Annotated in this window: 38 protein-coding genes and 1 other RNA gene; 31 read left to right on the top strand and 8 right to left on the bottom strand. The window is 53.2% G+C overall.

Annotated features, from left to right (window positions below; genetic code table 11):
* The 5 genes from GPK94_RS11335 to GPK94_RS11315 form a co-directional block, all read right to left on the bottom strand.
* Positions 1 to 918 (bottom strand): hypothetical protein, encoded by a 918-nt coding sequence (locus tag GPK94_RS11335; RefSeq protein WP_215655851.1) that lies wholly within the window; start codon positions 916 to 918, stop codon positions 1 to 3.
* 47 nt (positions 919 to 965) lie between these two features.
* Positions 966 to 1130, bottom strand: coding sequence for a hypothetical protein (locus tag GPK94_RS11330; RefSeq protein ID WP_215655850.1), 165 nt, complete (start codon positions 1128 to 1130; stop codon positions 966 to 968).
* A 111-nt stretch (positions 1131 to 1241) separates the two neighbouring features.
* Positions 1242 to 1523, bottom strand: a complete 282-nt coding sequence (locus GPK94_RS11325; protein WP_215655849.1) for a hypothetical protein — start codon at positions 1521 to 1523, stop codon at positions 1242 to 1244.
* Between the two features lie 7 nt (positions 1524 to 1530).
* Positions 1531 to 2028: a helix-turn-helix transcriptional regulator gene (locus tag GPK94_RS11320; protein WP_215655848.1), complete on the bottom strand. Its 498-nt coding sequence runs from the start codon at positions 2026 to 2028 to the stop codon at positions 1531 to 1533.
* 27 nt (positions 2029 to 2055) lie between these two features.
* Positions 2056 to 2469 (bottom strand): helix-turn-helix transcriptional regulator, encoded by a 414-nt coding sequence (locus GPK94_RS11315; protein WP_215655847.1) that lies wholly within the window; start codon positions 2467 to 2469, stop codon positions 2056 to 2058.
* Positions 2470 to 2943: 474 nt separating this feature from the next.
* Between GPK94_RS11315 and GPK94_RS11305 the strand changes: the two genes are divergently transcribed.
* The 3 genes from GPK94_RS11305 (at position 2944) to GPK94_RS11295 (ending at position 4449) form a co-directional block, all read left to right on the top strand.
* On the top strand, positions 2944 to 3114 hold the full coding sequence (locus tag GPK94_RS11305; protein ID WP_215655845.1) for a hypothetical protein: 171 nt from the start codon (positions 2944 to 2946) through the stop codon (positions 3112 to 3114).
* A 187-nt stretch (positions 3115 to 3301) separates the two neighbouring features.
* A complete protein-coding gene (locus GPK94_RS11300; RefSeq protein WP_215655844.1) occupies positions 3302 to 3802 on the top strand; it encodes a lytic transglycosylase domain-containing protein in 501 nt (166 codons plus the stop codon).
* Complete coding sequence (locus tag GPK94_RS11295) at positions 3793 to 4449, top strand: YqaJ viral recombinase family protein (protein ID WP_215655843.1); 657 nt, start codon at positions 3793 to 3795, stop codon at positions 4447 to 4449. Before GPK94_RS11300 ends, GPK94_RS11295 begins: the two co-directional genes overlap by 10 nt.
* Before the next feature lie 30 nt (positions 4450 to 4479).
* On the opposite strand, the gene GPK94_RS11290 is transcribed toward GPK94_RS11295, so the two are convergent.
* Positions 4480 to 4674, bottom strand: coding sequence for a hypothetical protein (locus GPK94_RS11290; RefSeq protein ID WP_215655842.1), 195 nt, complete (start codon positions 4672 to 4674; stop codon positions 4480 to 4482).
* A gap of 175 nt (positions 4675 to 4849) precedes the next feature.
* On the opposite strand from GPK94_RS11290, the gene GPK94_RS11285 reads away from it, so the two are divergent.
* The 16 genes from GPK94_RS11285 (at position 4850) to GPK94_RS11210 (ending at position 13976) form a co-directional block, all read left to right on the top strand.
* Positions 4850 to 5170, top strand: a complete 321-nt coding sequence (locus GPK94_RS11285) for a hypothetical protein (protein ID WP_215655841.1) — start codon at positions 4850 to 4852, stop codon at positions 5168 to 5170.
* 19 nt (positions 5171 to 5189) lie between these two features.
* Positions 5190 to 5414 carry a hypothetical protein gene (locus GPK94_RS11280; RefSeq protein WP_215655840.1) on the top strand — a complete coding sequence of 75 codons (225 nt, stop codon included), beginning with the start codon at positions 5190 to 5192 and terminating at the stop codon, positions 5412 to 5414.
* Between the two features lie 636 nt (positions 5415 to 6050).
* Complete coding sequence (locus GPK94_RS11275) at positions 6051 to 6308, top strand: hypothetical protein (protein ID WP_215655839.1); 258 nt, start codon at positions 6051 to 6053, stop codon at positions 6306 to 6308.
* Between the two features lie 33 nt (positions 6309 to 6341).
* On the top strand, positions 6342 to 7268 hold the full coding sequence (locus tag GPK94_RS11270) for a DUF1351 domain-containing protein (RefSeq protein WP_215655838.1): 927 nt from the start codon (positions 6342 to 6344) through the stop codon (positions 7266 to 7268).
* A gap of 2 nt (positions 7269 to 7270) precedes the next feature.
* A complete protein-coding gene (locus GPK94_RS11265) occupies positions 7271 to 7540 on the top strand; it encodes a hypothetical protein (RefSeq protein ID WP_215655837.1) in 270 nt (89 codons plus the stop codon).
* Complete coding sequence (gene bet, locus GPK94_RS11260; protein ID WP_215655836.1) at positions 7541 to 8287, top strand: phage recombination protein Bet; 747 nt, start codon at positions 7541 to 7543, stop codon at positions 8285 to 8287. It begins immediately after the preceding gene.
* A 3-nt stretch (positions 8288 to 8290) separates the two neighbouring features.
* Entirely contained in the window at positions 8291 to 8734 is a 444-nt protein-coding gene (locus GPK94_RS11255) for a single-stranded DNA-binding protein (protein WP_215655835.1), read from the top strand.
* Between the two features lie 23 nt (positions 8735 to 8757).
* The gene (locus GPK94_RS11250; protein ID WP_215655834.1) at positions 8758 to 9228 is read left to right on the top strand and encodes a hypothetical protein; all 471 of its coding nucleotides are present in this window, start codon (positions 8758 to 8760) and stop codon (positions 9226 to 9228) included.
* A gap of 50 nt (positions 9229 to 9278) precedes the next feature.
* Positions 9279 to 10079, top strand: coding sequence for a hypothetical protein (locus GPK94_RS16115; protein ID WP_252192601.1), 801 nt, complete (start codon positions 9279 to 9281; stop codon positions 10077 to 10079).
* 5 nt (positions 10080 to 10084) lie between these two features.
* Positions 10085 to 10918 (top strand): ATP-binding protein, encoded by an 834-nt coding sequence (locus GPK94_RS11240; protein WP_346728027.1) that lies wholly within the window; start codon positions 10085 to 10087, stop codon positions 10916 to 10918.
* Positions 10919 to 10926: 8 nt separating this feature from the next.
* Complete coding sequence (locus GPK94_RS11235) at positions 10927 to 11358, top strand: RusA family crossover junction endodeoxyribonuclease (RefSeq protein ID WP_215655833.1); 432 nt, start codon at positions 10927 to 10929, stop codon at positions 11356 to 11358.
* Positions 11359 to 11514: 156 nt separating this feature from the next.
* A complete protein-coding gene (locus GPK94_RS11230) occupies positions 11515 to 11931 on the top strand; it encodes a hypothetical protein (RefSeq protein ID WP_215655832.1) in 417 nt (138 codons plus the stop codon).
* Between the two features lie 425 nt (positions 11932 to 12356).
* Positions 12357 to 12614 (top strand): hypothetical protein, encoded by a 258-nt coding sequence (locus GPK94_RS11225; protein WP_215655831.1) that lies wholly within the window; start codon positions 12357 to 12359, stop codon positions 12612 to 12614.
* Positions 12604 to 13218 carry a DUF551 domain-containing protein gene (locus GPK94_RS11220; RefSeq protein WP_215655830.1) on the top strand — a complete coding sequence of 205 codons (615 nt, stop codon included), beginning with the start codon at positions 12604 to 12606 and terminating at the stop codon, positions 13216 to 13218. Before GPK94_RS11225 ends, GPK94_RS11220 begins: the two co-directional genes overlap by 11 nt.
* Before the next feature lie 250 nt (positions 13219 to 13468).
* Positions 13469 to 13828, top strand: coding sequence for a hypothetical protein (locus GPK94_RS11215; RefSeq protein ID WP_215655829.1), 360 nt, complete (start codon positions 13469 to 13471; stop codon positions 13826 to 13828).
* A gap of 4 nt (positions 13829 to 13832) precedes the next feature.
* Positions 13833 to 13976: a hypothetical protein gene (locus GPK94_RS11210; protein WP_215655828.1), complete on the top strand. Its 144-nt coding sequence runs from the start codon at positions 13833 to 13835 to the stop codon at positions 13974 to 13976.
* 363 nt (positions 13977 to 14339) lie between these two features.
* Here the strand turns inward: GPK94_RS11210 and GPK94_RS11205 are convergent, their stop codons facing one another.
* The gene (locus GPK94_RS11205) at positions 14340 to 14984 is read right to left on the bottom strand and encodes a hypothetical protein (RefSeq protein ID WP_215655827.1); all 645 of its coding nucleotides are present in this window, start codon (positions 14982 to 14984) and stop codon (positions 14340 to 14342) included.
* Positions 14985 to 15028: 44 nt separating this feature from the next.
* On the opposite strand from GPK94_RS11205, the gene GPK94_RS11200 reads away from it, so the two are divergent.
* Genes GPK94_RS11200 through GPK94_RS11190 form a run of 3 tightly spaced genes read left to right on the top strand, consistent with a single transcriptional unit; the run spans position 15029 to position 16032 of the window.
* The gene (locus GPK94_RS11200; RefSeq protein ID WP_215655826.1) at positions 15029 to 15301 is read left to right on the top strand and encodes a hypothetical protein; all 273 of its coding nucleotides are present in this window, start codon (positions 15029 to 15031) and stop codon (positions 15299 to 15301) included.
* Between the two features lie 33 nt (positions 15302 to 15334).
* Positions 15335 to 15784 carry a hypothetical protein gene (locus tag GPK94_RS11195; RefSeq protein WP_215655825.1) on the top strand — a complete coding sequence of 150 codons (450 nt, stop codon included), beginning with the start codon at positions 15335 to 15337 and terminating at the stop codon, positions 15782 to 15784.
* Complete coding sequence (locus tag GPK94_RS11190; protein ID WP_215655824.1) at positions 15781 to 16032, top strand: hypothetical protein; 252 nt, start codon at positions 15781 to 15783, stop codon at positions 16030 to 16032. The genes GPK94_RS11195 and GPK94_RS11190 overlap by 4 nt, the downstream gene beginning before the upstream one ends.
* Before the next feature lie 30 nt (positions 16033 to 16062).
* On the opposite strand, the gene GPK94_RS11185 is transcribed toward GPK94_RS11190, so the two are convergent.
* Entirely contained in the window at positions 16063 to 16269 is a 207-nt protein-coding gene (locus GPK94_RS11185; protein WP_215655823.1) for a helix-turn-helix domain-containing protein, read from the bottom strand.
* 178 nt (positions 16270 to 16447) lie between these two features.
* On the opposite strand from GPK94_RS11185, the gene GPK94_RS16295 reads away from it, so the two are divergent.
* The 9 genes from GPK94_RS16295 (at position 16448) to GPK94_RS11145 (ending at position 21789) form a co-directional block, all read left to right on the top strand.
* A complete protein-coding gene (locus tag GPK94_RS16295) occupies positions 16448 to 16573 on the top strand; it encodes a hypothetical protein (protein WP_256447363.1) in 126 nt (41 codons plus the stop codon).
* A 330-nt stretch (positions 16574 to 16903) separates the two neighbouring features.
* Positions 16904 to 17218: a hypothetical protein gene (locus GPK94_RS11180; protein ID WP_215655822.1), complete on the top strand. Its 315-nt coding sequence runs from the start codon at positions 16904 to 16906 to the stop codon at positions 17216 to 17218.
* A gap of 124 nt (positions 17219 to 17342) precedes the next feature.
* An RNA gene (locus tag GPK94_RS11175) (hammerhead ribozyme type II) lies at positions 17343 to 17409 on the top strand.
* A 24-nt stretch (positions 17410 to 17433) separates the two neighbouring features.
* Complete coding sequence (locus tag GPK94_RS11170; RefSeq protein WP_215655821.1) at positions 17434 to 18333, top strand: hypothetical protein; 900 nt, start codon at positions 17434 to 17436, stop codon at positions 18331 to 18333.
* Positions 18330 to 18749 (top strand): hypothetical protein, encoded by a 420-nt coding sequence (locus GPK94_RS11165; protein ID WP_215655820.1) that lies wholly within the window; start codon positions 18330 to 18332, stop codon positions 18747 to 18749. Before GPK94_RS11170 ends, GPK94_RS11165 begins: the two co-directional genes overlap by 4 nt.
* A gap of 379 nt (positions 18750 to 19128) precedes the next feature.
* Positions 19129 to 19935: a phage regulatory protein/antirepressor Ant gene (locus GPK94_RS16430; protein WP_215655819.1), complete on the top strand. Its 807-nt coding sequence runs from the start codon at positions 19129 to 19131 to the stop codon at positions 19933 to 19935.
* The gene (locus GPK94_RS11155; protein ID WP_215655818.1) at positions 19913 to 20569 is read left to right on the top strand and encodes a hypothetical protein; all 657 of its coding nucleotides are present in this window, start codon (positions 19913 to 19915) and stop codon (positions 20567 to 20569) included. Before GPK94_RS16430 ends, GPK94_RS11155 begins: the two co-directional genes overlap by 23 nt.
* Before the next feature lie 9 nt (positions 20570 to 20578).
* Positions 20579 to 20857, top strand: coding sequence for a hypothetical protein (locus tag GPK94_RS11150; RefSeq protein ID WP_215655817.1), 279 nt, complete (start codon positions 20579 to 20581; stop codon positions 20855 to 20857).
* A 365-nt stretch (positions 20858 to 21222) separates the two neighbouring features.
* Positions 21223 to 21789: a protoporphyrinogen oxidase gene (locus tag GPK94_RS11145; RefSeq protein WP_346728026.1), complete on the top strand. Its 567-nt coding sequence runs from the start codon at positions 21223 to 21225 to the stop codon at positions 21787 to 21789.
* Positions 21790 to 21845: the final 56 nt, after the last annotated feature.

Below are 21845 nucleotides of genomic sequence, written 5' to 3'. Positions count from 1 at the left end.
TTATAACCCGAAAAAATCTGCAACTGCCTTATATGCCTTTGACCCCTTGTGTGGATGAAGGTAGTCATCTGTATCGCGGCCAACGATTGACTTATAAATTGCTTGGTCCTTGACTGCGGCATCTGCGAACTCATACAACTTTGACGCATACTCCGACGTTCTAGGGTCTCCAATATCGTGCTTTCTTTGGCTACACAGAACACAGTATGCAAAAAAAGCGGCCTTTTCTATGCCTGTCAAAATATAAACCGTTTGGCTGAACAACGCATCCCCAGATACATATGCTGAGAAATGAACACCCATTGCATCTGCATATTTTGCAAGTCCTTCACTCGGCCCTTTGATGGGCCGAACCTTTCTATATAAGACCCCATCCTGTCCTTCTTTTTCAGAAACTATGTCACTGGACCACCTGACTCTATTCAAAATATCTCTCAGGTCATCTACGACCGCCCCATCTGGAGGGACAACTCCATACTCATTCAGTTTATCAAGGAAATACTTCTTCTTTTCGTTCTCTTCTTGGTGAGGGAGAACTGAAATATCAAATGGGCCTTTCAGCCCGTCTGCCTCCGCCATCTGAACCGCACAGGTCTTGCTTTTGGCTTCATATCTTTTTGTTTTTGGCCTATTTGTAGCGGGGTTTTTACCGGCAATAGAATAGACAGACCAGTTTACATATCCTCCGGACTCGCTCTTAAATCCGATATCTACAAAAGAAATATCCTCACCTTCTGCAAGCATGGTATCTACCTCATACGATGTTGTGTCAGATGAAATTTTAATGACAGGGCTTGTTTCAACGCTTGCTGCCTTTGATACTTCTTGCTTAGATTCTCTATTCTTCTCCTTTTTGTTTCTGACTATTGCATAGGCTATTGCGACTACGACCAAAAGTCCAAGAATAGCGTCTATCATAAAACAACATCCCTTACGTTCTAACTCTGCTTATTCAAACGGTTTTTTCATATCTCTTCTTCATCATCACGATACCATTCATCATCCAAGAACTCCTGGAGCTGAACCGGGGTGAAGCGTTCTATACCTCTGAGAATTTCGGAAACGCCTCTCTGGAGGCTCTGCATATCGTCCAGATAGCTGATCCCTTTTTCTCTGGTTGTGATAGCCATGACCTCGGCCTCATTCCGTGGAAAGCCGCAGCTCATAAGCCACTTTACATATGTCTTTCTTGTCATTCACCCACCCTCAATTTTTGCCCTGCTCATCAGAGCAGGGCTTTTTTATATCTCTTCCTGGTCATATTTGTCCTCAAATGAGAACACATGAAGCATGAATTCGCTCTTGCCGCGAATACTCAGTTTTTTGTAAATGCGCAGGATCTCCAGCTCATCGGCTCCGTTCTGGTTGTCTGGCTCTGAGCTTGATCCGTTTGTCATTGACACATAATCCCCACTGTTACCAACCATAACTGTACTTTTATGAATGTGGATTTCACTTGCAGAAGTGCTTCCATCAGCTAATACGGCTTTGGGAGAAATCATGCGAATGAACTTTGAAAACATATAAACCTTACCTAAAACCTCTATGTAATTCCTTTTTGTCCTCCAGACGGTATGCGTAGGTCAACAGCTCCACTTGATCCCTCAGCGGGAGCAAGCTGTATACCCGAAACAATTCCTTCTGGATGTCGCTTGATGCAACGATGTTATTTATAACAACAGTACCAGAGTTCCCCTGCACAACGGAGCTCTCCGATACATCGGATGATGACGCCGAAACGCCGCGCCTCATGTTGCACTGAGGCCGTCCGATCTGTGGGGCGGGACCATCTCCTGTCAGCAACCATATAACAGGTACACCCAACAACGCCGCCACCGTATACGTTGTCTCTAACGGAGGCAATGCGGCTTTGTCACGGACCCATGTCGGGCTCTCTGGATTGAGCCCGAGCATCCTAGCCACTCTATGGCGCGTCAGTCCACTTTCCACAATAATTCTATTTACACGTTCATATACTGCTTCCCAATCACAACTCTCCTCTACAAAAATCAGTCCTCGCGGGCTCATTTTTGGTCTACCCTCCCGCCGTCTGATTTAGCTTTCTTTATATTTGTCCTCCAAATTGAAAACGAGTGTCATCATTTCGTTTTGCCCCCTGGGCGATAGGCTGCGGAATATCCGCAGGATCTCAAGCTCTTGATCGGTAAGAGTATCCTCCCCTGATTGGGCAGCCCCATTGTTTATGCTTACGTTGTCACCAGTGTTGCCTTGAACAACGGAAGAGTTTGACACATTGGTTGCGGTGTTCGTACCCGGAACACTATCTCCAATCAAGCTATCAACTGTTACGCCGAAGTAATCGGCGATTTTTTTTGCGTTAACCAAATCGGGTGTTGAGCCCTTTTTCCAACGACCTGGAGCGGACGCTCCCATACCCAATTCCCGCGCCACCGCAGTTTCCTTTACATCATTCTGTTCGCACAGTAGTGCAAAACGTTCATAAAACACACAATCACCCCTGTTGAAATTGTTGATTGTCTACGAATGTAACGTGAAAGAAACAAAAAGTATTGCAAACGTAACAAACAGGTGTTATTATTGTCGTAGACGGAACATAAGGCAACAAAAAACCACCCAGATTTCCGTCTGCGGAATCCGACAAGTGATATTTAAAATGCCTACATACTTATAATATCACTAAACGGAACAAAAGGCAACAAAAAAGAACATAGAGGGGGGTGAGTTTGTGCAAAACAGATATTTGTCCTGTTCTGATATAGCGACTTTGACGGGAAGAAAAATAAAAACAGTCTGGAGTTGGTGCAGGACTGGGAAGCTGAAAGCCAGTCGTCCCAGTGGCCGGGACTACATCATCAAGGAGGAGGACTTTGAGCGCTTTATGAGTGGCGAAACAACTCAAAGAGCCGGAGATAACTCCTAGTCCATGCACCAGTGTGAAAAAAATCACAGAAAGGAGCTACCATGTTCGGAATGCAGATGACCCAAGAGGAAAAATGCAATGTGGTCAACAAGCTTTTTGCTGAGTTGTCCGACATACTCAGCGAGAAATACGGCTGCACAGTCACTATGCGGGCCATACCGAAGGCAGAGAAAGGAACCGAGGATGAAAAGAGAAAGCAAGAAACTGCTTGACCTGCGGAAAGGTTACACCATCGACGAGGTGGAGGATCTGGCCGACGGTCGATTGATTAAGATGTCTGTTCCCGTGCAGACACAGCACAGGAGCCGATTTAAGCCGACAATTATCGCGGCTATGGTTGGCGTAGGGTGTGGGGCTATTGCTGGCGTGTCGCTTGCTCTGGCGGCCCAGGCGGCTACTATGGTACCGGATGTTTCCAAGATGGGTCCTGAAATGACTCCTGAGTCAGTTCAGCTTGTGCTGGAAGTAGCCGAGGAGGCACAGGTGAGTGAGAACCCGATGGAAGCAGAACTGATTGAATCCGCCCTTGTGGAGCAAGGGTATTTCCGGGAGGATGTCCCGCTGAGCTTTGAGATCCAGGACGCGCTTCACACGGCCTGCGATGCCAACGGGATTCCCTACCATGTGGCCCTGGGGCTGATTGAGACGGAAAGCGACTTCAACCCGGATGCGTTGAGCACCTCTGGATGCTATGGCCTGGCCCAGCTCAACCCTGAGTATTTCCCGAGCGGCTTGAGCCCGACGGAGAACATCACCACCGGAATGGAGTTCCTGGCCTACCAGTTGGACCGTTATGACGGCGACATGGAGGCGGCCCTGACGGCCTATAACGCCGGACATGATACCGGGGCCCGGGGATACGCTACGGCTGTCCTGGAGGCATCGAAAAAATGGAGCTGACCATCACCACAGAGGCCGAATGGCTAAAGGCACGGCTGAATGGGATCGGGGCCAGCGAGGCCAGCGCGATTGTCGGATGCAATCCGTACATGAGCAACACCGACCTCTGGAAGATCAAGACCAGACGCAAAAAAGCGGCGGACATATCCAGCAACGCGCACGTTGCCTATGGGCACGCAGCAGAGGGGCCAATCCGTGACCTGTTTGCCCTGGACTATGCTGACCGCTACGAGGTGAGCTATGGCGGGGTATTCGATATGGTACACAACCCGGAATACCCATGGCTGTTTTCCACCCTGGACGGGCGTCTTGTGGAGAAAGATACAGGCCGCCGTGGGGTGCTGGAGATCAAAACCTCCGAGATCCTGCGGAGCATCGCCCGGGAAAAGTGGAAGGATGGAATACCTGACAACTACTATGTCCAGATCCTGCACCAGCTCCTTGCCACTGGCTGGGATTTTGCCGTGCTACACGCGCAGCTCAAGAGGGAGTGGGATGGAGCGATCAAGACCACTAGGCAGAGTTACTTTATTGAGCGGGCCGAAGTAGAGGACGACCTTGCCTATCTGTTGGAGCAGGAAGTCAAGTTCTGGAATGAATACGTTCTGAAAGACCGGGAACCGCCGCTTTTGCTCCCTACGATATAGGAATGCTTTAGGACAAAAAGAAACCGGGGATTACTCCCCGGCCTCTCTTAGGTCTGCGTCTATCAGATCACAGATGTATTTATTTGTGCTTTTGCCAAGGCTTGAGGCCCTGGCGCTGATGATTTCCTTGTGCCCCTTCTTGACCTGTATCGGGATTCGATCATAGGTTTTTGCGGCGTACTTGTTCTTTGCCCTAGTGCTTGCGTTACTCTTTTTCTCGTCCATTGCTGTCCCTCCTTGCTTAAATATTATACTTCCATTTATGATACGTGTGCAAGTATATAAATTCAACAAATATACGTGTGCAATATTGTACGGTATGTCTATTGAATATACGTGTGCAAGTATATATAATGGGGACATAGCAAGGGGGAACACCCGGAACAAAGGAGACAGAACAATGAGCATGAGAAGCGAAGTTTGCAAGAGAGCCAACGCCCTGGTCAAGACCGGCTACTACTCCAAGAGCGCCGCCTTCAAGAAGGCGTGGGCTGAGGTCAAGTTCGAGGCTATCAGCATCAAGGCTCCCAATCTCACGACTGGCGATGCTATCCGCGTTGAGTATGGTCGAGAAGGCAACTTTGTGAACTGCATTGTTACTGAGGTCGAGTTCGATGGCAGGTACTACATTGTCAAGGCAGACTACATGAGTAGTAGCATGAAGGGCTATGAAGTTGAATTCTGCGCCAGACCTGAAAGCCGATATGAGAAGATCGCATAAGGCGCAGGAGGCGAGCAAGATGCAAACTGTGGTCAACAACTACACGATCAATGCGAACTGCTCCACGGTCGTGTGCGGGAATAGCGGCGATAATGTGAGTGTTCAGAACGGCGTACAGCTCTCCGCCTTTGCGGCTGAGGCTGCGCGGATTATTGATAGCCTGAGCATCAGGGCACAGACCGCCGCAATGGCTTATCTGTACGCCCTGGAGGACAGTCAGGCAGGGAAGCTAGTTAGAGGGTGATTGTATGGGCACAAAGAAAGATTTAACCGGCCAACAGTTTGGAAGATTGACCGTTGTCAAAGACACTGGAATAAGGGCCAATCATCAAGTTGTTTGGCTGTGCAAATGCGACTGTGGGACAGAAAAAAACATTCGCACTAGTGACCTAACTTCTCAGAAAGTAAAAAGTTGTGGATGTAGTAAATCCAAAGGCCACAGAACACATGGCCTTACGTTTGACAAAAGCGGAAAGCAGACCCGTCTATATAGGATTTGGTCTGGAATGAAAACTAGATGCTATAACCGAAAGCATCATAGCTACAAAGACTATGGTCTCCGTGGGATTACTGTCTGTGACGAGTGGAGAAATAGTTTTGATGCGTTCTATTCTTGGGCCGTGAGTAATGGCTATCAAGACAATTTGACCATTGACAGAATAGATCCAGATGGTGACTATGAGCCTTCTAATTGCAGGTGGGAGGACAATGTAACGCAGCAAAAGAACCGAAGGACCTGCAACTTTATTTCTTACAACGGCCAGAAGTATACATTATCCGATTTTGCAGAGATTGCTCACATATCTAGAACGACTGTATATAAGCGCCTCCGTTGTGGGTGGTCAGCAGACGAAATAATCAACGGAAGGAGGATTGACCAATGACAGATCTTGTTCAAGTTCAGTTCCGTAGCCGGTACGGCAGCGGATACTCTGGCGCGGCTTACACCTACCGAGCAGACGTGCCCCTGAGTGTGGGCGATGTCGTGACGGTGCCCACCAAATGGGGCGATTCCGAGGCCCGGGTCTGCCGGGTGGACGTGCCCGAGAAAGAAGTGGCGAAGTTCCATGGGGAGCTCCGGCACATCACAGAGCCCGCGACTCCCGGCGGCGGCCTGTTCGACGACTTTTTCAAGTGATACCGATAACCACGCGAAAGGAGACAAAAGCATATGGAAATCCAAATCTATGAACCTACCAACGGCCAGCCACTCCCGGCAGTCAAATGGAACTATCCAGAGGTCAAGGCATGGCTGGAGGACGGCCTGGCCACCTATAAGGGCCGCGTCTATACCGAGGACACCATTGGGCAGGCCAAGAAGGACCGGGCCAACCTGAACAAGCTGGCTGACGCCATCGCGGTCAAGCGCCGGGAAATGAAGGCCATGTATCTCCAGCCATATGAGAGCTTTGAGGAGCAGGCCAAAGAGCTGGAGGGCATGGTCAAGGAACAGTCCGCCGAGATCGACGCCCAGGTCAAGGCATACGAATCCGCTCGCAAGGAGGAGAAACAGGAGAAGATCAAGGAGCTTTATGGGACCCTGATCGGGAACCTGGCGGCTCTGGTGCCCTATGAGCGCCTGCACAATCCCAAGTGGCTGAATGTCACCACGACTATGGCGACCATCACCGACGAGCTGGGCCGGAAGATTGACAAGATCGAGGCGGGGCTGGCCTCCATCGACACCCTGGGGCTTGAGGCTGACATCGCACAGCAGGTCAAGGGCGTGTTCCTAAAGGATTTCGACCTTGCGGCGGCGCTGTCTGAAAAGGACCGGATCATCCGGCGGCGCGAGGAACTGGAACGGTTTAAGGCTGAGCAGGATCGGCGCAGAGTAGTGGACGCTGGCACCCCTAGCGCGTTTGATGGTCTCCGGCCTGGCGATGTAGTGCGCTTTGGCGGCCCTGGGTGCGCCGAATCTGCAACGGATACCCGTACACCCGCCAGATCTGAAAGCGCCCCTGCGGCGCGTCAGAGCGGCGACAGCGGACATGAGAAGATCCACGTCATCACCTTCCGCATCCGGGTGACTGGAACACAGCTCCAGGGGCTGGGCGACTACATGAAGGCCAACGGCATCCGGCCTGAGAGGGTGTAACTGTGAGGGACGAGCTATATGACGCCCTGCGGGAGCACGCAAAGCAGAACCACCGCGAGCGAGTGGCAAAGACACCTGAGCGCATCGCATATGCGGAGCGCGAGTTCGAGAAACACGGCATCCGCTACGCTCTGAAAAATGCGGAGATCGGGCACTTCCACGCCTGGGACTCGCAAGGTAAGCTGCGCCAGTTTTGGGCATCCACCGGCAAGATCATGGGCTCCAACCGGCGCGGGATTCACAATTTCATCAATATTTTGGAGGGAAAATAAATGGCAGTTTCTAATTCTCTTATTGGCAGGAAGGCCAACGACAAGGTTGTCGAGTTCGAGGTCAACGGGCAGACGGTCAAACTGTCCCCGGCCATCATTCGCAACTATCTGGTGAACGGCAACGGAAACGTGTCCGACCAAGAGGTGGTCATGTTCCTGAACCTTTGCAAGTTCAACCGCCTCAACCCCTTCCTGCGGGAAGCGTACCTCATCAAGTACGGTAATAGTCCGGCGACGATGGTTGTCGGCAAGGATGCCATCACCAAGCGGGCCATGCGTAACCCCAACTATGAAGGGCAGCAGGCGGGCGTTGTTGTGCTCAAGTCGGACGGCAATCTGGAGAACCGGATCGGGACCATCCACCTGGAGAACGAGGCCCTGGTGGGCGGCTGGGCGACGGTCTATGTGAAGGGGTACAAGCACCCCGTCGAGATCACCGTCCAGTTTGACGAATACGTCCAGATGAAGAACGGGGAGCCGACTTCCAACTGGAAGGCGAAGCCCGGCACCATGATCCGCAAGGTGGCGCTCACCCAGGCGCTCCGCGAGGCGTTCCCCGAGGACCTGGGCAGTATGTACGCACCCGAGGAAATGGGCGTACCTGATACGATTCTCGATGTGACGCCGGTCACCGAAGAGCCGCCCATTCGCGTGGATGAGAGCACTGGCGAGGTGATTGACCCGCGGATCACTGGTGGACAGCCCGACGAGGAGGACCCCGAAGCCGCGTTCTTTGGTGATGGTTGATAGATGCTGAATAGAATCATCCTCATGGGCCGCCTTACCCGTGACCCTGAACTCAGGCATACACAGGGAGGCACAGCCGTTGCGTCATTCTCCCTGGCGGTGGAGCGTGACTTCAAGGACCAGGCGACTGGTGAGAAGGTTACGGACTTCATCGACATCGTGGCCTGGCGTAATACGGCAGAGCTTGCCGAGCGCTACTTCCGAAAGGGCCGTATGGCCGTGGTGGAAGGGCGGCTCCAGCTCCGCGACTGGACCGACAAGGACGGCAATAAGCGCCGTACCGCCGAGGTGGTGGCCGATCATATGTACTTTGCAGACTCCAAGCCCAAAGACGACGGCGGAGGCGCTGGAAGCTATGGCGGCCAGTCATATGGCGGCGGGTATTCCGCACCGGCCACCGGCGGGTTCCAGAATATCGACGAAGATGACGGCGAATTGCCGTTCTAACTCAAATACACGGAGGTTTTCCAATGAACGCATATTCGAATGTAGCACAGATCGAGAACAAACTGGCCGAAACTCTGGCCGAAAACAACCTTGTCCATACCTTCCGCACCCGCTCCTATCCCGTGGTGCTGACGATCTCCCAGGATGCAAGCCCGGAGGCCCAGGTGGCCCTTTTTGAGAACACCGACGGCAGCGTGTCCAGCAGAGACGCCAAGCTCCGGCTCATCTTTGAGTTGGACGGTCTGAAAATTCAGACTGACAGCCGCCTTGTCATGTCGGACGCCCTTATGAACAAGGTAAAGGGGCTTGCGAAGAAGCTGAACGCTGCGTACAAGGAAGCGTTCTTTGCCGACAAGATCGGCGTGGTTGAGAGCAATTCCCCTTCTCCCGCGCTGGTGGAAGAGGACGCCGAAGATCCTGACGGAGATAACAGCTTTGATGAGTTCTTTGACTGTGAAGGCGGTGTGCCTTCCGATGAAACAGCGGAAGAGTAACTTCAATGTGGGGGCGGGATACTCCGCCCCCATTGGAAGCGAGGTAAACCATGGCGGAGCGTAGGATGTTTGCAAAGACAATTATTGATAGCGATGCTTTTTTAGATATGCCGCTCTCAACACAGGCCCTTTATTTCCACCTGTCTATGAGGGCCGATGATGAGGGGTTCGTGAACAACCCGAAGAAGATCCAGCGCATGACCGGAGCGTCTGACGATGATGTAAAGCTTTTGATTGCAAAGCGATTTGTTATCCCGTTTGAGAGCGGAGTCTGCGTTATCAAACATTGGCTTATTCACAATTATATCCAGAAGGACCGGTTCAAACCAACCGTCTACAAAGATGAACGAGCCTCCCTTGTTGTGAAGCAAAACAAGTCATATTCGGTCATGGATACAGAATGTATACATGATGTGTCCAGGTTGGAGACACAGGTTAGGTTAGGTAAGGATAGGTTAGGTCAGGATAGGTTAGGTGAGGGGAGTGAAGAGGGGGAAACGGCGGACGAGCCGCCTGCCCCTGCCCCTGCACCATATGAGACTATCAAAAGCCTATATAACACAATCTGCCAATCCTTTCCGCGCTGTAAGGCTCTTTCTGATGCCCGTAGAAAGGCAATCAAGGCCCGATTTGTCAGCGGCTACACGCTGGAGGACTTTGAGACGTTATTCACAAAGGCGGAGAAAAGCAGCTTCTTAAAGGGGCGCAACAACCGCAACTGGACAGCATCTTTTGATTGGCTCATCAAGGATGCCAATATGGCGAAGGTCCTTGACGGGAACTATGACGACCACCACCAGGGCCAAGGCGGGCCGGATCGGAACGATGACCTGGACTTTATACCAAACTGAGAGGAATGAGCATGATGGGGCTGTATGAGTCCGTTATTGACAAAATAGCAGTTGCGGCCCCTCCCATGCAGTCAGGCGACTACATGGGAGAGGATGGCCTGATGTATTGCGGAAAATGCCGCACCCGCCGCCAGACGAGGGTTGATGTACTCGGGACGATTCGGACGGTCCCGGTTATGTGCCAGTGCATGATAGAGGCCAGAGAGGCAGAACAGGCAAGAGAAAAGGCGGCGCGGATTGAACGGGCCCGCAGGATAAGCCTCATGGAAGAGGCTGACGCCGCTTGCACCTTTGAAAATGATGATAGGAAGAACCCCGTGGTATCCGATGCCATGCGGCGCTATGCCGACGGATTCCGGAAAATGTGGGAGAAGAACATAGGGCTGCTGCTCTATGGGCCGGTAGGAACGGGGAAGAGCTTCTTTGCTGCATGTGTGGCGAATGCTCTTCTTGAGCAAGAGGTATCTGTTAAGATGACCAACTTTACACGGATCATCAATGATATGCAGGCCATTTTTGAGGGGCGGCAGGAATACTTGAACGGCCTGAACAGGAACAACCTGCTTATCATTGACGACCTGGGAGTGGAGCGTGAGAGCGAGTATATGCAGGAGCAGGTATACAACATCATCGACGCCCGCTATCGAGCTGGCCGTCCGCTGATCGTGACCACCAACATTCCGCTGGAGGAGATCAAGAACCCGAAGAATATGCAGCGGCAGCGGATCTATGACCGTGTGCTTGAGCTCTGCCATCCGGTAAAGATCGACGGGACAAGCCGTAGGCGGCGGGCAGTCATTGACCACTATGCAGAGCGGAACCGGCTGCTGGGGATTTAGGGGGACATATGGCTGAGATCAAGTACATCATCAAGGGAGATCCCCGCACAAAGAAGAACCACCAGATGATCGCCGGATCGGGCCGGAAGTGCCCGGTGTGTGGAAAGAAGGAGAAGCAGTTCATCCGGCAGGGCAAGGCCCACGACGAATATGCCGAGCGGGCGGTGTGGTATCTGCGCCCACGCCCTCCCCGGCCGATAGACTGCGAAATCAACATCAAGTGCCTGTTCTATATGCAGACGCGCCGACGGGTGGACAGCTTGAACCTGCTGGCAGCCGTGGACGACCTGCTGGTGGAGGCGGGAATTATCGCGGACGATAACAGTAAGATCGTGGTCTCCCATGACGGGAGCCGCGTACTGTACGACAAAGAGAACCCGAGGACGGAGATCACGATAACCAGGGCCCCAGGGGACTGGCAAATGACGATCCCGATTTAATAGGAGGACGATATGAAATTAAGCGATACCGTGCCATGTTGGACATGTGAGCTATGCAGGCGCATGGACGGGGTCCAGGACCCGGATACATGCCCATATGGCGACGGTTGGTGTGATAAATACCGGGCGTGGGCATCTGAGGCATGGGGTGTCGCTGTGGGGCCATTCAAGGTGCTGGAGCACATGGCCCCGCCAAAACCCCCTTCCCGCATGGGGCGGGAGCTGGAAATCATGCAAAGGTACAACAAGGGCATGTCAGACATCGCTATTGAGGCGGAAATGGGACTATCTCACGGAGTTGTGTTCCGCTGGCGCGAGAGAAACAACCTTCCGGCGAACCATAGCGGACGGGGGTGGAGTGCGGCCTACTGGCATGTGTACCACGCCGCTACGGATGAGCTATTGGCCCAGGGGACCAGGGATGAAATTATGCAGCAACTCGGGATCATATCGGCGCAGTCATTCCGCTCCACGGTGAGCCGGGTCCGGCGCGGGTTGAATAAAAAATATGTCATCCTGAAAGATGGGCAGGATGTGCGAGGGAACGCCAATGAAACAACTCAATCCATTTAGGGCCGGAATTAGCGGCGGAACTAAGCCGGGGCGCGGGAAGAAGTTCCACGACGGCGACCGGCGCAAATCGAGAGAAGAGTGGGCCGCCTTCTGCATGATGGAGTGCCCGCACCCGTCCCGACTGTGTGAACGAGGGACCTGCCCGGAGTTCAAGGCCAAATTTGGAGACAGGAGGGACAACTGATGGCGGTATGCGCCGATGAGATCCGCGCCTGCGAGCGCTGCACCCATCCACCTGAGACCTGTGACCACTGCCCAGGCCCTGGCAGGAGACATATGCCATCCAAGGACCCGGAGATCCAGAAGCAGGTCCGGGAGTTGTGGGGGCGGGGCTGTCAGATGAGGCGAATAATGAGAGAAACAGGGCTGAAACGCAGCACCATCCGGTCCATGCTGAAACGGTGGGGGCTGCTAGAAAGGAAGCTATGAAGATAGTTGTTGAGCATGAGATCCCGTATGATAAGCGACTTGAAGATCGGTGCCTTTATGCCGGGGATTTTTGGGGTAAAGAAGCCTGCCGGTATCACACCCACCGGGACCGGACCCATGGGCGGAAAGCGCCGGTTGAGCGGAACTTACCGAAATGCACCCTGTTCGGCGCATGGCTCCCGGGGGAGTACCAGAAGTGCGAACAGTGCCTGGAGGCTGCGAAGAAGGCGAAGGAGGCCAACCATGACGACTGAATCAAGAGAGAAAGCCATCCATTGGCTGGAATGGGAGCTGCGTTCACTGCGCCGCGCTCCAAAGATCAACGGGTGCCCTATGACTCCTGAGTGGGCGGAGCAGATCAGCGTGCTGGAGACCTGCCTTGAGGCGGTGAGAGGGTACGGGAATGATCCTTTGACGCTTGAGCAGCTGCGGAATATGGACGGGAAGCCGGTTTGGGGCGTATCACTTATAAGCGGTAAGCCTGGAGAATGGTTTATCGTGCGCGTTGTTAATATGAGCCAATGCTGGTTTATCGCTTGCGCTGGAGCGTCCCAGGGGTTTGGGGATAAGGACACATACGGAAAGACTTGGCTTGCCTACGCCTACCCTCCCGCCAACATCGAACGGGAGGCGTGGGTGAGCGTGGATGATAGGCTGCCAGAGGCTCCAGGAGAATATCTGGTTGTGTACCACCCATGCTATTGGGACAGCGTTAGGCCAGAGAGACGGGTTGGCATGGATACATTCCGAGGTAAAACCGCATGGGCGAAGAAAAAATATCAGCGCGTCACCCATTGGATGCCGCTGCTGGAGCCACCGGGAAGCTGCCTACCGGAGGGAGAGGGGGGCAATCAATGAAATGCCAGAGCTGTACCAAATATGACGATTGTCGAACTGGATCTGGTCTAACGTGGCCTTGCGGGGCATATGCGCCGAAGATCGTCACTAACGCCGACCGAATCCGGCCCATGAGCAATGAGGAGCTGGCAAAATGGTTTTTAGGCGCAGGCATCTGCATCAGAGACCTCGATGATGTCCGTTGCGATGGAGTGAGTTGCAAAGAGTGCCGCTTGAACTGGCTCCGCCAGCCAGCAGAGGAGGAATGAGCATGGATCGGTTAACTATATGGAGAAAGGATGGACGAGCGGCAATCGCAAACAAAGATGGAGCTACACCGTTGCAGCAGACAATGAAAATAACGGATGTTATAGACCGCCTTGCAGCTATCGAGGACATCCTGGGCGACGAATACGACCTGGACCGTCTCCGCGAACTGGCCGAGGCGGACCGGGACGGGCGGTGCGTGGTGCTGCAAGCTGGTGGGTACACGGATAAGGACGGAGAAAATGCGCTTAAATCCTCGATGAATACCTGTTTCTATCATAACAATCCCGTGACGCGGTATATTGCGGACGCTGTGGCTGAAAAGCTCACCCGTGAAACCGCCGAGGCTGCGCTGAAAGGATAACGGGATGGTTAAGACCTGCGGGACGTGCCACTGGTGGGACGATAATGGTGTCTGCACCAACGAGGATGCAGATGTGTACCAGACCGGGGGAAATGGGACTTGCCCTTATTGGGAGAACTATGACTGGGAGATGTTTGGAGATGGCTGAGTACATTGAGCGCAGCTTTGCCTTAGATGTGGTAAAGCGCACAAGCGGAGACTACGTAGCGGCATGGGCTGAAATTGCCCACGCACCCGCCGCCGACGTTGCGCCGGTAGTTCATGGACGGTGGGAGTCAACAGGACTCATCAGTTGTAAGTGTTCAGTATGTCAGCACTTGGAATTAAAAGGAAATGAGGAGTATTTATATTGCCCTCACTGCGGAGCAAAGATGGACGGAGGAGCTCATGAGGCTGATTGATGCTGACGTACTTAACAGGAAGAAGAAATATTCTTTTCAGGTAATAGGCGGATGCTTTCCAAAAAGCGAGTGGTTTATAAAGCTGGAGGATTTGCACAGAGCTCCAACGGTTAACGCTGTTCCGGGGATCCGCTGCCGGGAGTGTAAGAAGAGCTCCTACGATAAAGAGTTCGGGAAGCGATGTTGCAACCGGGATTCCGGGTGTGTCCTTGTGACGGATGATGACTTTTGTAGCCGAGGTGATCGAGGATGACCGTTCTGGAGTGGCGCAAAAAGCACCGGCGTTGTAAATTCTGCAAGCACTTGAGAGATTTGATGATGCCATTGAACTGCATTGGGACAGAAACTTTGTGCAGAGCAAAAGACAAGGTTGTAATCGCAAATATCCCGAGACCGTTTTGCAGGCTGTATGAGCCAAAGGCGTGAGACAAAACATCACTGCGGCCGAAACAAACAAAATTGCAAAGGATTGAGCAACATTGAATGTAAATTGCACGGGTTCCGGGCTTTCCAAAGAAACCGAAGTCACAACCAACGGCCAGGGCGGCAGGCAGCACCACCGGCCATATAAGTCCGAATGGCTCCCGCCTCGGGCCATGCTGGCCCTCTCCCGAGTGCGGTATGAGGCGGATGCCCTCCACCATTACCCAAAGGACAACTATAAGCTGATTCCAGCGGAGGAACATGTGGGACGGGCCCTCACCCATCTTTTCGCCTGGATGGCTGGTGATGAGAGTAACGATCATCTGGCTCACGCCCTATGCCGCCTGTCCTTTGCTGTGGAAATGGAGGAGGAACGATGTCAAAGCGCAAAAGAGTGAATCCACACCGGAAGCCAGCGACAAAGGCGGATGTTGAGAAAGCAAAGAGGGAGGCCGAGAACAATGCTGTTGACTATGCCTTTGCCATCATGTTTTCGGCGCTCAGGGACAAAGAGGGGTGGGGAAAGGTGAGGCTTGCCCGGCTGTGGAGAGAGGTCAACTATCTATCTGACAGTGTGGCGAGAGGGTATGTATCAATCAATGACCTGATGACCGCCCTGGAAGAGGAGGCGGGGATCACATTGACATAGTATCAGGGCGATAAATCAGGAGGAATCAACAGCATGGTGGAACCTATCACCAAAAAGAGACTTATGAACTATATCCATCTAAGACGCGAGAATCGGAACCGGCTGGAGCGCCTGGAGCGACTCAAGAACGAGGAGCTGATCCCGGCGTCGAGGATGGGGGACGGTTCACAGCACACTGGCGGGAATAGTGACCGCATGGCAAATGCCGTCATCCGGCGCATGGAATACGAGGAAGAAATCAGGCCAATTCTGGAGGCGAACCGTGCGGAAATGCGACGGATTGACGCCGCTATCAATTCACTGGAAAACCCGCTCGAACGTGAGGTGCTGCGCCTGCGCTATACAGACAGCGATTACAGCCGCCTGATGCCATGGAGAGACGTCGCCATAGCGATATACGGTGACGATGATGAGGGCCAGATGCAGGCGGTATATAGGCTGCATGGTAGGGCCCTCCAGAATATTAGGGGGATCAATAAATGACAAGAAAGCGTTTTGTAAAGCTGCTGATGGCACGGAAGATCAGCCGGAACGAGGCGAACGAACTCGCGGATCGTGCAGCAGGTGGCCGCGTGAGCTACGAAAAGGCATATATGGCATACACATCATTGCCGGATGTCCTCGATGTTATTCAGTTGGTAGGTGAGAAGCTTCAACGGGTAGCCTGGGCCATCTGCGACGGGATGTCGGCGTTTGTAGAAGCGTTTGCCTCATCGCTCAATAGGACATAAAAAGAGGCGGCCCAGGCGGGCCGCCTTCTCTTACATATCAGGCACATATCTCATAATGTCTCCGGGTTGGCAATCCAACAGACGGCAGAGCATTTCAATAGTATCTGTATTTACTCGCTCTCCCTTTCTTAGTTTATTCACAGTTGCCGGATGAACGCCGTTCTGACGGAGCCAGTAGGTTGAGCTATGCCCTTTCAGGGCCAATAGGTCGAACAGCTTGTCATAAACAATAGGCATTTGAGCACCACCTTTCCAGAGCCTATTATATCTTTTTTGAGGCGTTCACGTAAATGTACATAATGAACAATAATGTATGTTCACTGTTGTGTACACTGTCTATTGAAAATATGTTCACGATAATGTACAATAATACATGTAAGGACGGGGCGGACCCCGTTAAGAAAGGAGGGAGGACATGGATCAGATGACCACAGCCGAGCTCAATCAGTACCTCGAAACCATCGCAAAACTGATTGAAGCGACCGCCAAAGACCCCGAGACCGCGGCAAAGATTGTGCGGGACAGCAAGGTCAAGGCATAAATAAGGGCCTGCGGCAGCCGTAGCAAGCAACCCGCAGACCCGAACCCCAAAGGGCGGTTGGACCTTACACCAACCGCCCCCATTATACCAAAGTGTAAGGAATTTACAACATGGCAATACGCCGAAAAGATAGAGCGACAGGCCACTGGCCGGGAGGAAATTGAAATGATGTACTTGACTGATAGGCATGAAATTGGTGCGGCAATGAATTTCGGGAAATACCCGGTTTTGAGAATCAACATGGAGAACCGGCCATTTGAGGGCAGCCGATACGCCAAGGGATGTCGGGTGCGCGTGGCCTGGGACAGAAAAGACCGGAGGTATGAGGGAATGACGACCCACGGAGAGCTGTTTCTGGATGATGGTGGAAAGCTTGGAATCACCGGGGAAGGCGCTTGTCTGAAAGCCGGCTTCGGATACAGCGATGTTATGAAGATGGCGGAGGAGGCAAACACTCCCGTGGTCCACAAGGGACAGATCGTTGTGGTGGTTATGGAGATCCCAAGCGCGAATACCTGCATGGTCCGCATGATGAAGGTCAATGACCGGATCGACATCCACTGCCAGGTGGTCACTTACCTGGAGGACATCGACACCGAGTGTGCTAAGGAGATCCGAAGAGAGTTCAACCGGATGCTGCGCTGATTGGTAATGAAAGGGCGTTGCTCTACCTGGACCATTATGAGGGCGTCACCCGCGATGGGCAGACCATCGGCGGGGCCATTCAAGGAGGGGGCACACTGACGACCACAAAAGGATGGAAGATATAAGCCGAAACGGGCCCACCGGCCCGTCGCCGGGAACTGCCCTACCCGGCCTGATGATGGCAGGGCAAAACCACGCTAAGAGGAGAAAGAACTATGAAGTATTATCCAATCGACGAGAACACCGCCCGCCGTGCCCATGAAATGATGTCCATGCGGGACTATCCCGAGAACCGTGCCACCAATGAATACCGGGCCGCCGTTGACAAGGCCTCCGCCCTGGTGGAGCACAAGAAAAAGAACGTCAGCCCGTACTATCACGAAAAGCTGGACGGCCTGCTGGATGCCTACGCCCGCCGACTGGCTCAGTGGACCAACGACTACAACCGCAACGGGGCAAGTTGCCCCAGCGTTTTGGTATGCGGTGCGGGCAACTTTCCCACAAGAAAGAAGAACCGTCAGAACGCCCGTGAGGATTCCCTGTGGAAAGAGTACGAGGAGATTCAGGGGATTCTCAGCAGGATCAAGAGCATCGGCACCGGTCCCGTGGATCTGGCCGACCCGCACGCTCGGGAATTGCTGGAGGACCAGCTCCAGCGGCTGAAAGATAGACTGGAGACGGACAAGGCCATGAACGCCCACTACCGGAAGCATAAGACCATGAAGGGCTTCCGGGATATGCCCGATGAGGCCGCCGCCCGCATGGACAAGGCAATAGCTGAGGCCCCGGCCTTTGCACAGCGCCCGGCACCTGACTTTGAGTTGACCAGCCTGCGGGGGAAGATCAAGCGGGTACAGGCCAGACTTGAGGAACTGGAGAAGCTGAAAGCCGGAGACGTGCCGGAGGGCTGGAAGTTTGACGGCGGTGAGGTGGTCATCAATACCGAGCTGAACCGGCTCCAGATTATCCTTGATGACCGTCCAGACGATGACATGAAGCAGGACCTCAAGAGCCGGGGATTCCGGTGGGCCCCTTCTCAGGGGGCATGGCAACGTCAATTGACCGATAACGCAATCTATGCGGCAAAAAAGATTACAGGAGGAACAGAACAATGAGGATCAACACCCTATCCATAAACGCAGATTTCAAATATATATGGCTCAAAACAGTAGAGGCGGTGGACTTATCACAGCACTGTGCCCGGAGTCTGATCGGTGAGTATGATAAGCGGATCACACCAGGAAGAAAGACCGTCCACGGGCTTGACCTGAAAGATTCCGTCTATTACCTTTGCGGCGTGGCGCAGCCGTTCAGATGGGAGAATAACTTCCACCTTGCATTCAGACCGGCACCCGGGAAGTCGGTTCATTATGAGAGTAACGGGATCGTGGTGGACATAGCGGACGCTGAGCAGCTGGCGATTTCTGAGGACTATATAGACATGGAGCATCCAAAAGCGAAGATCAAAGCATATCGCACTTGTAGGAATTGGCAGTTCGCGCACTGGTTTAAGAGAAATCTAAATGTTTGATAGTAAATGTCAGTAAATGATAGCAAATGTCATTGAATGATGGTTTGTTTTGGGTGTACCATAGGACCATCGGAGCACCAGGCGGCCGACAAGCCGCATAATACAGAAAAGGCCGCACGGGGGAACCTGGAGCGGCCTTTCTCATACTCCGACGCCTGGATGGACGGGCGTATAGTTGCCCACCGGCCAACCTCCCGAGCCGATACGGGAAGGGCGCTGAATCAGCGACAGAACAGATTAAGCCCGCAGGAAGCGTTCCTGCGGGCTTTTTATATGCCGCTCTCATGCTGCAAGAGGCAGGGGCGGACAAAACGAGAGGAAACGCATGGCGGGCAATCCCCCGCCTCCTCTCCATTCAAATTGAAGGGAGGCCTCTCGCGTGAAAGAATTACAGGTAGTCAGCTTAAAGGGCGAAGATGTAGTAGACAGCCGGGAAGTGGCCGAGATGACAAACGTTCGCCACGCTGATTTGCTCGAAAAAGTCAATGGCTACATGAAGCATTTAACCAACGGAAAATTCCGCTCGTTAGATTTCTTTATCCCTCACACTTATCAAGACAGCAAAGGCGAGACTCGGCCTTGCTACCTCCTGACCAAAAAGGGATGTGACATGGTGGCAAACAAGATGACCGGAGAGAAGGGTGTTCTGTTCACCGCAGCCTATGTCACCGCCTTTGAGAAGATGCGGGAGACGATGCGCAGCCCAGCCTTGCCAAAGGACTACCCCTCAGCCCTGCGGGCTCTGGCTGATGCGGAGGAGGAGAAGCTGGCCCTGTTGGCTGAGAACGAGCAGCAGCGGCAGGTCATCGCAGAGTTCGAACCCATGCGGCAGTATATCGACACAATTCTCAACAGCACCGGCACCATGACAACCACGCAGATTGCAGCGGACTATGATATGAGTGCCAAGCGGCTCAACCGGATCCTCCACGAGGAGGGGCTCCAGCACTGCGTCAACGGCCAGTGGATTCTCTACCGCAGGCATATGGGCAAGGGATACACCAAGTCCAGCACATTCCACTTCATCCACACGGATGGCAGACCGGACACCAGAATCACCACCCAGTGGACGCAGAAGGGCCGCCTGATCATTCACGAGATCCTGACCAAGCGAGGCATTGTGGCCGTGATGGACAGACCTAACGAAATGAGGGGTGAGCAAAATGGCGGTCACTGTCCAGATTAAGGACATGAAGAATCTGCAAAAGCAGCTCAAGGCGCTAGGGAAGGCCCCTCAGAAGGTCATAAACAGCACCATAGGAGACATGAAGAAGCGCGTTCCGCCATGGATAGCGGCAGAGGTGTCAAAGGTCTACGGCGTCAAAAAGGCTGAGATCACCGGTCAGAAGGTAGGAAAGGTAAGGGTGAGGGGTGACAGCCTGGAAAACGTCCAGATCACCTATACCGGAAGTGCGCTGACGCCCACACACTTCTCCATGTCCCCCACTGTGCCGAAGGCTGGCAGCTACACCTTGAAGGCGACTTTCATTAATGGAAAGCGTGCCACCATGGGCAAGGTCAAGAAAATGACCAAGAAGCAGAGGGCGGCACTCGGGAAGAACTTCCGTAGGGAGGGTACACAAAAAAGCGACCATTCCCCCATCATGCTCATGCACACGGGGGCGGGATCGGCGGAAAAGACCCAGTACATCCCATTCCAGCGCAAGAGCAAGAATAGGAGCGACGTGGAAGCTATCAAGACCGTATCTCTTCCGCAAATGGTTAGTGGGCACAGAACGTCAAAGAACATTGAGCGGGTAATAGGAGATGGCTTGGAGAAGCGGATGGATCACTACATGGAGAGGTATATGGGGAAATAGGAGGACGACATGGGACTGAGTAGAATGTGGAGCGGATGCCGGAAGTGCCCCTTCCAGGACACATGCCAGAATAAGCGCATGGAGGGGCTTATGTATTATCCCGAGAAGAACATGGCCGCAAGCGTAGAGTCTCCGATCGTAGCCGACATGATAGAGCCTGTGGCCGTAAAGCACGACTACCGGGACATCAAGATTGCTGAGGGCATGACTGTTACCATAGACCTAGAGGAGATCAAGAAGCGCATGGCCCAGGACTTCTATAAGAGCATTGGGCTCCCTGGAGTGTGACCCCAACGCACTGGGGCTACTGGGTGCATAGCTGCATTGCCAGCCCTCGCGCGTGCGCGTGCGCGAGTTATACTATATATCTTCTTATTGTGTATATCGTATGTATATATAGAACATCTACTTTATATAGGCAAAGGGGAACGGGAGCTGAACAAGGCCATAGAAGGCCGCGTGACGGCTCTTTTTCTTTGGCCTATGATATGACACCAAGAAAGAATAAAAACGGCGTAGCGTGGCGGCAAATAAGCAACGGCGGCGTGTCGTAGGTACTTCCAGCGGGAAATGGCGGCTGTGGTGCTCGCGAGCCCAGGAATTGCCTAGTTTTTGATTTTCATTTTTGACCCATTTCGGTAGGAGGTATGAACGTGGAAGCAAAAGTAGACTATCGGACGTCTGCGCAGGTCGCAAAGGTGTTCCGGATGACATCGAAAAATGTGCAACGGCTTACCGCCGACGGGGTGCTGGAAACCGTGGAGACTCCAAGGGGCCGCCGCTATGACTGGGACAAGACGGTTGAGATGTATGTTGCATACTTATCGGACAAGGCCAATGGGCGGGAGAAGAAGCAGACGACGGCGGAGCTGGAAGAGGCGAAGCTGAGGGCCGAGGTTGACATCAAGGAGGCAAAGGCCAAGGCGGCGCAAATGGAGCTGAAAGAGCTCCAGGGTAAGATGCACAGAGCGGAGGACGTGGAGGTAATTATGACCGACCATGTCCTTTTTTTGCGCTCCATGCTCATGGCAATGCCCGGGAAACTGGCCGTTGACCTGGCCGGGACACACACCGCTCCGGAGCAGGCCGACAGGGTAAAGCGAGAGGTCTACTACCTCCTGGAGCGACTGTCTGAGTACCGCTATGACCCGGAGGAATACAAGGCGCGTGTGCGGGAAAGGCAGGGATGGAGTGAACGGCACGGAGACGATGACGACTAAAAAGTGGCGGATACGGCCCGTTGATAGGACATTCGCCCGGGCCTTTGCAAGCTATA

The organism is Pseudoflavonifractor sp. MCC625, assembly GCF_018784545.1.
Classification (GTDB): domain Bacteria; phylum Bacillota; class Clostridia; order Oscillospirales; family Oscillospiraceae; genus Pseudoflavonifractor_A; species Pseudoflavonifractor_A gallinarum.
This window is presented reverse-complemented; position numbering and strand designations above follow the sequence as displayed.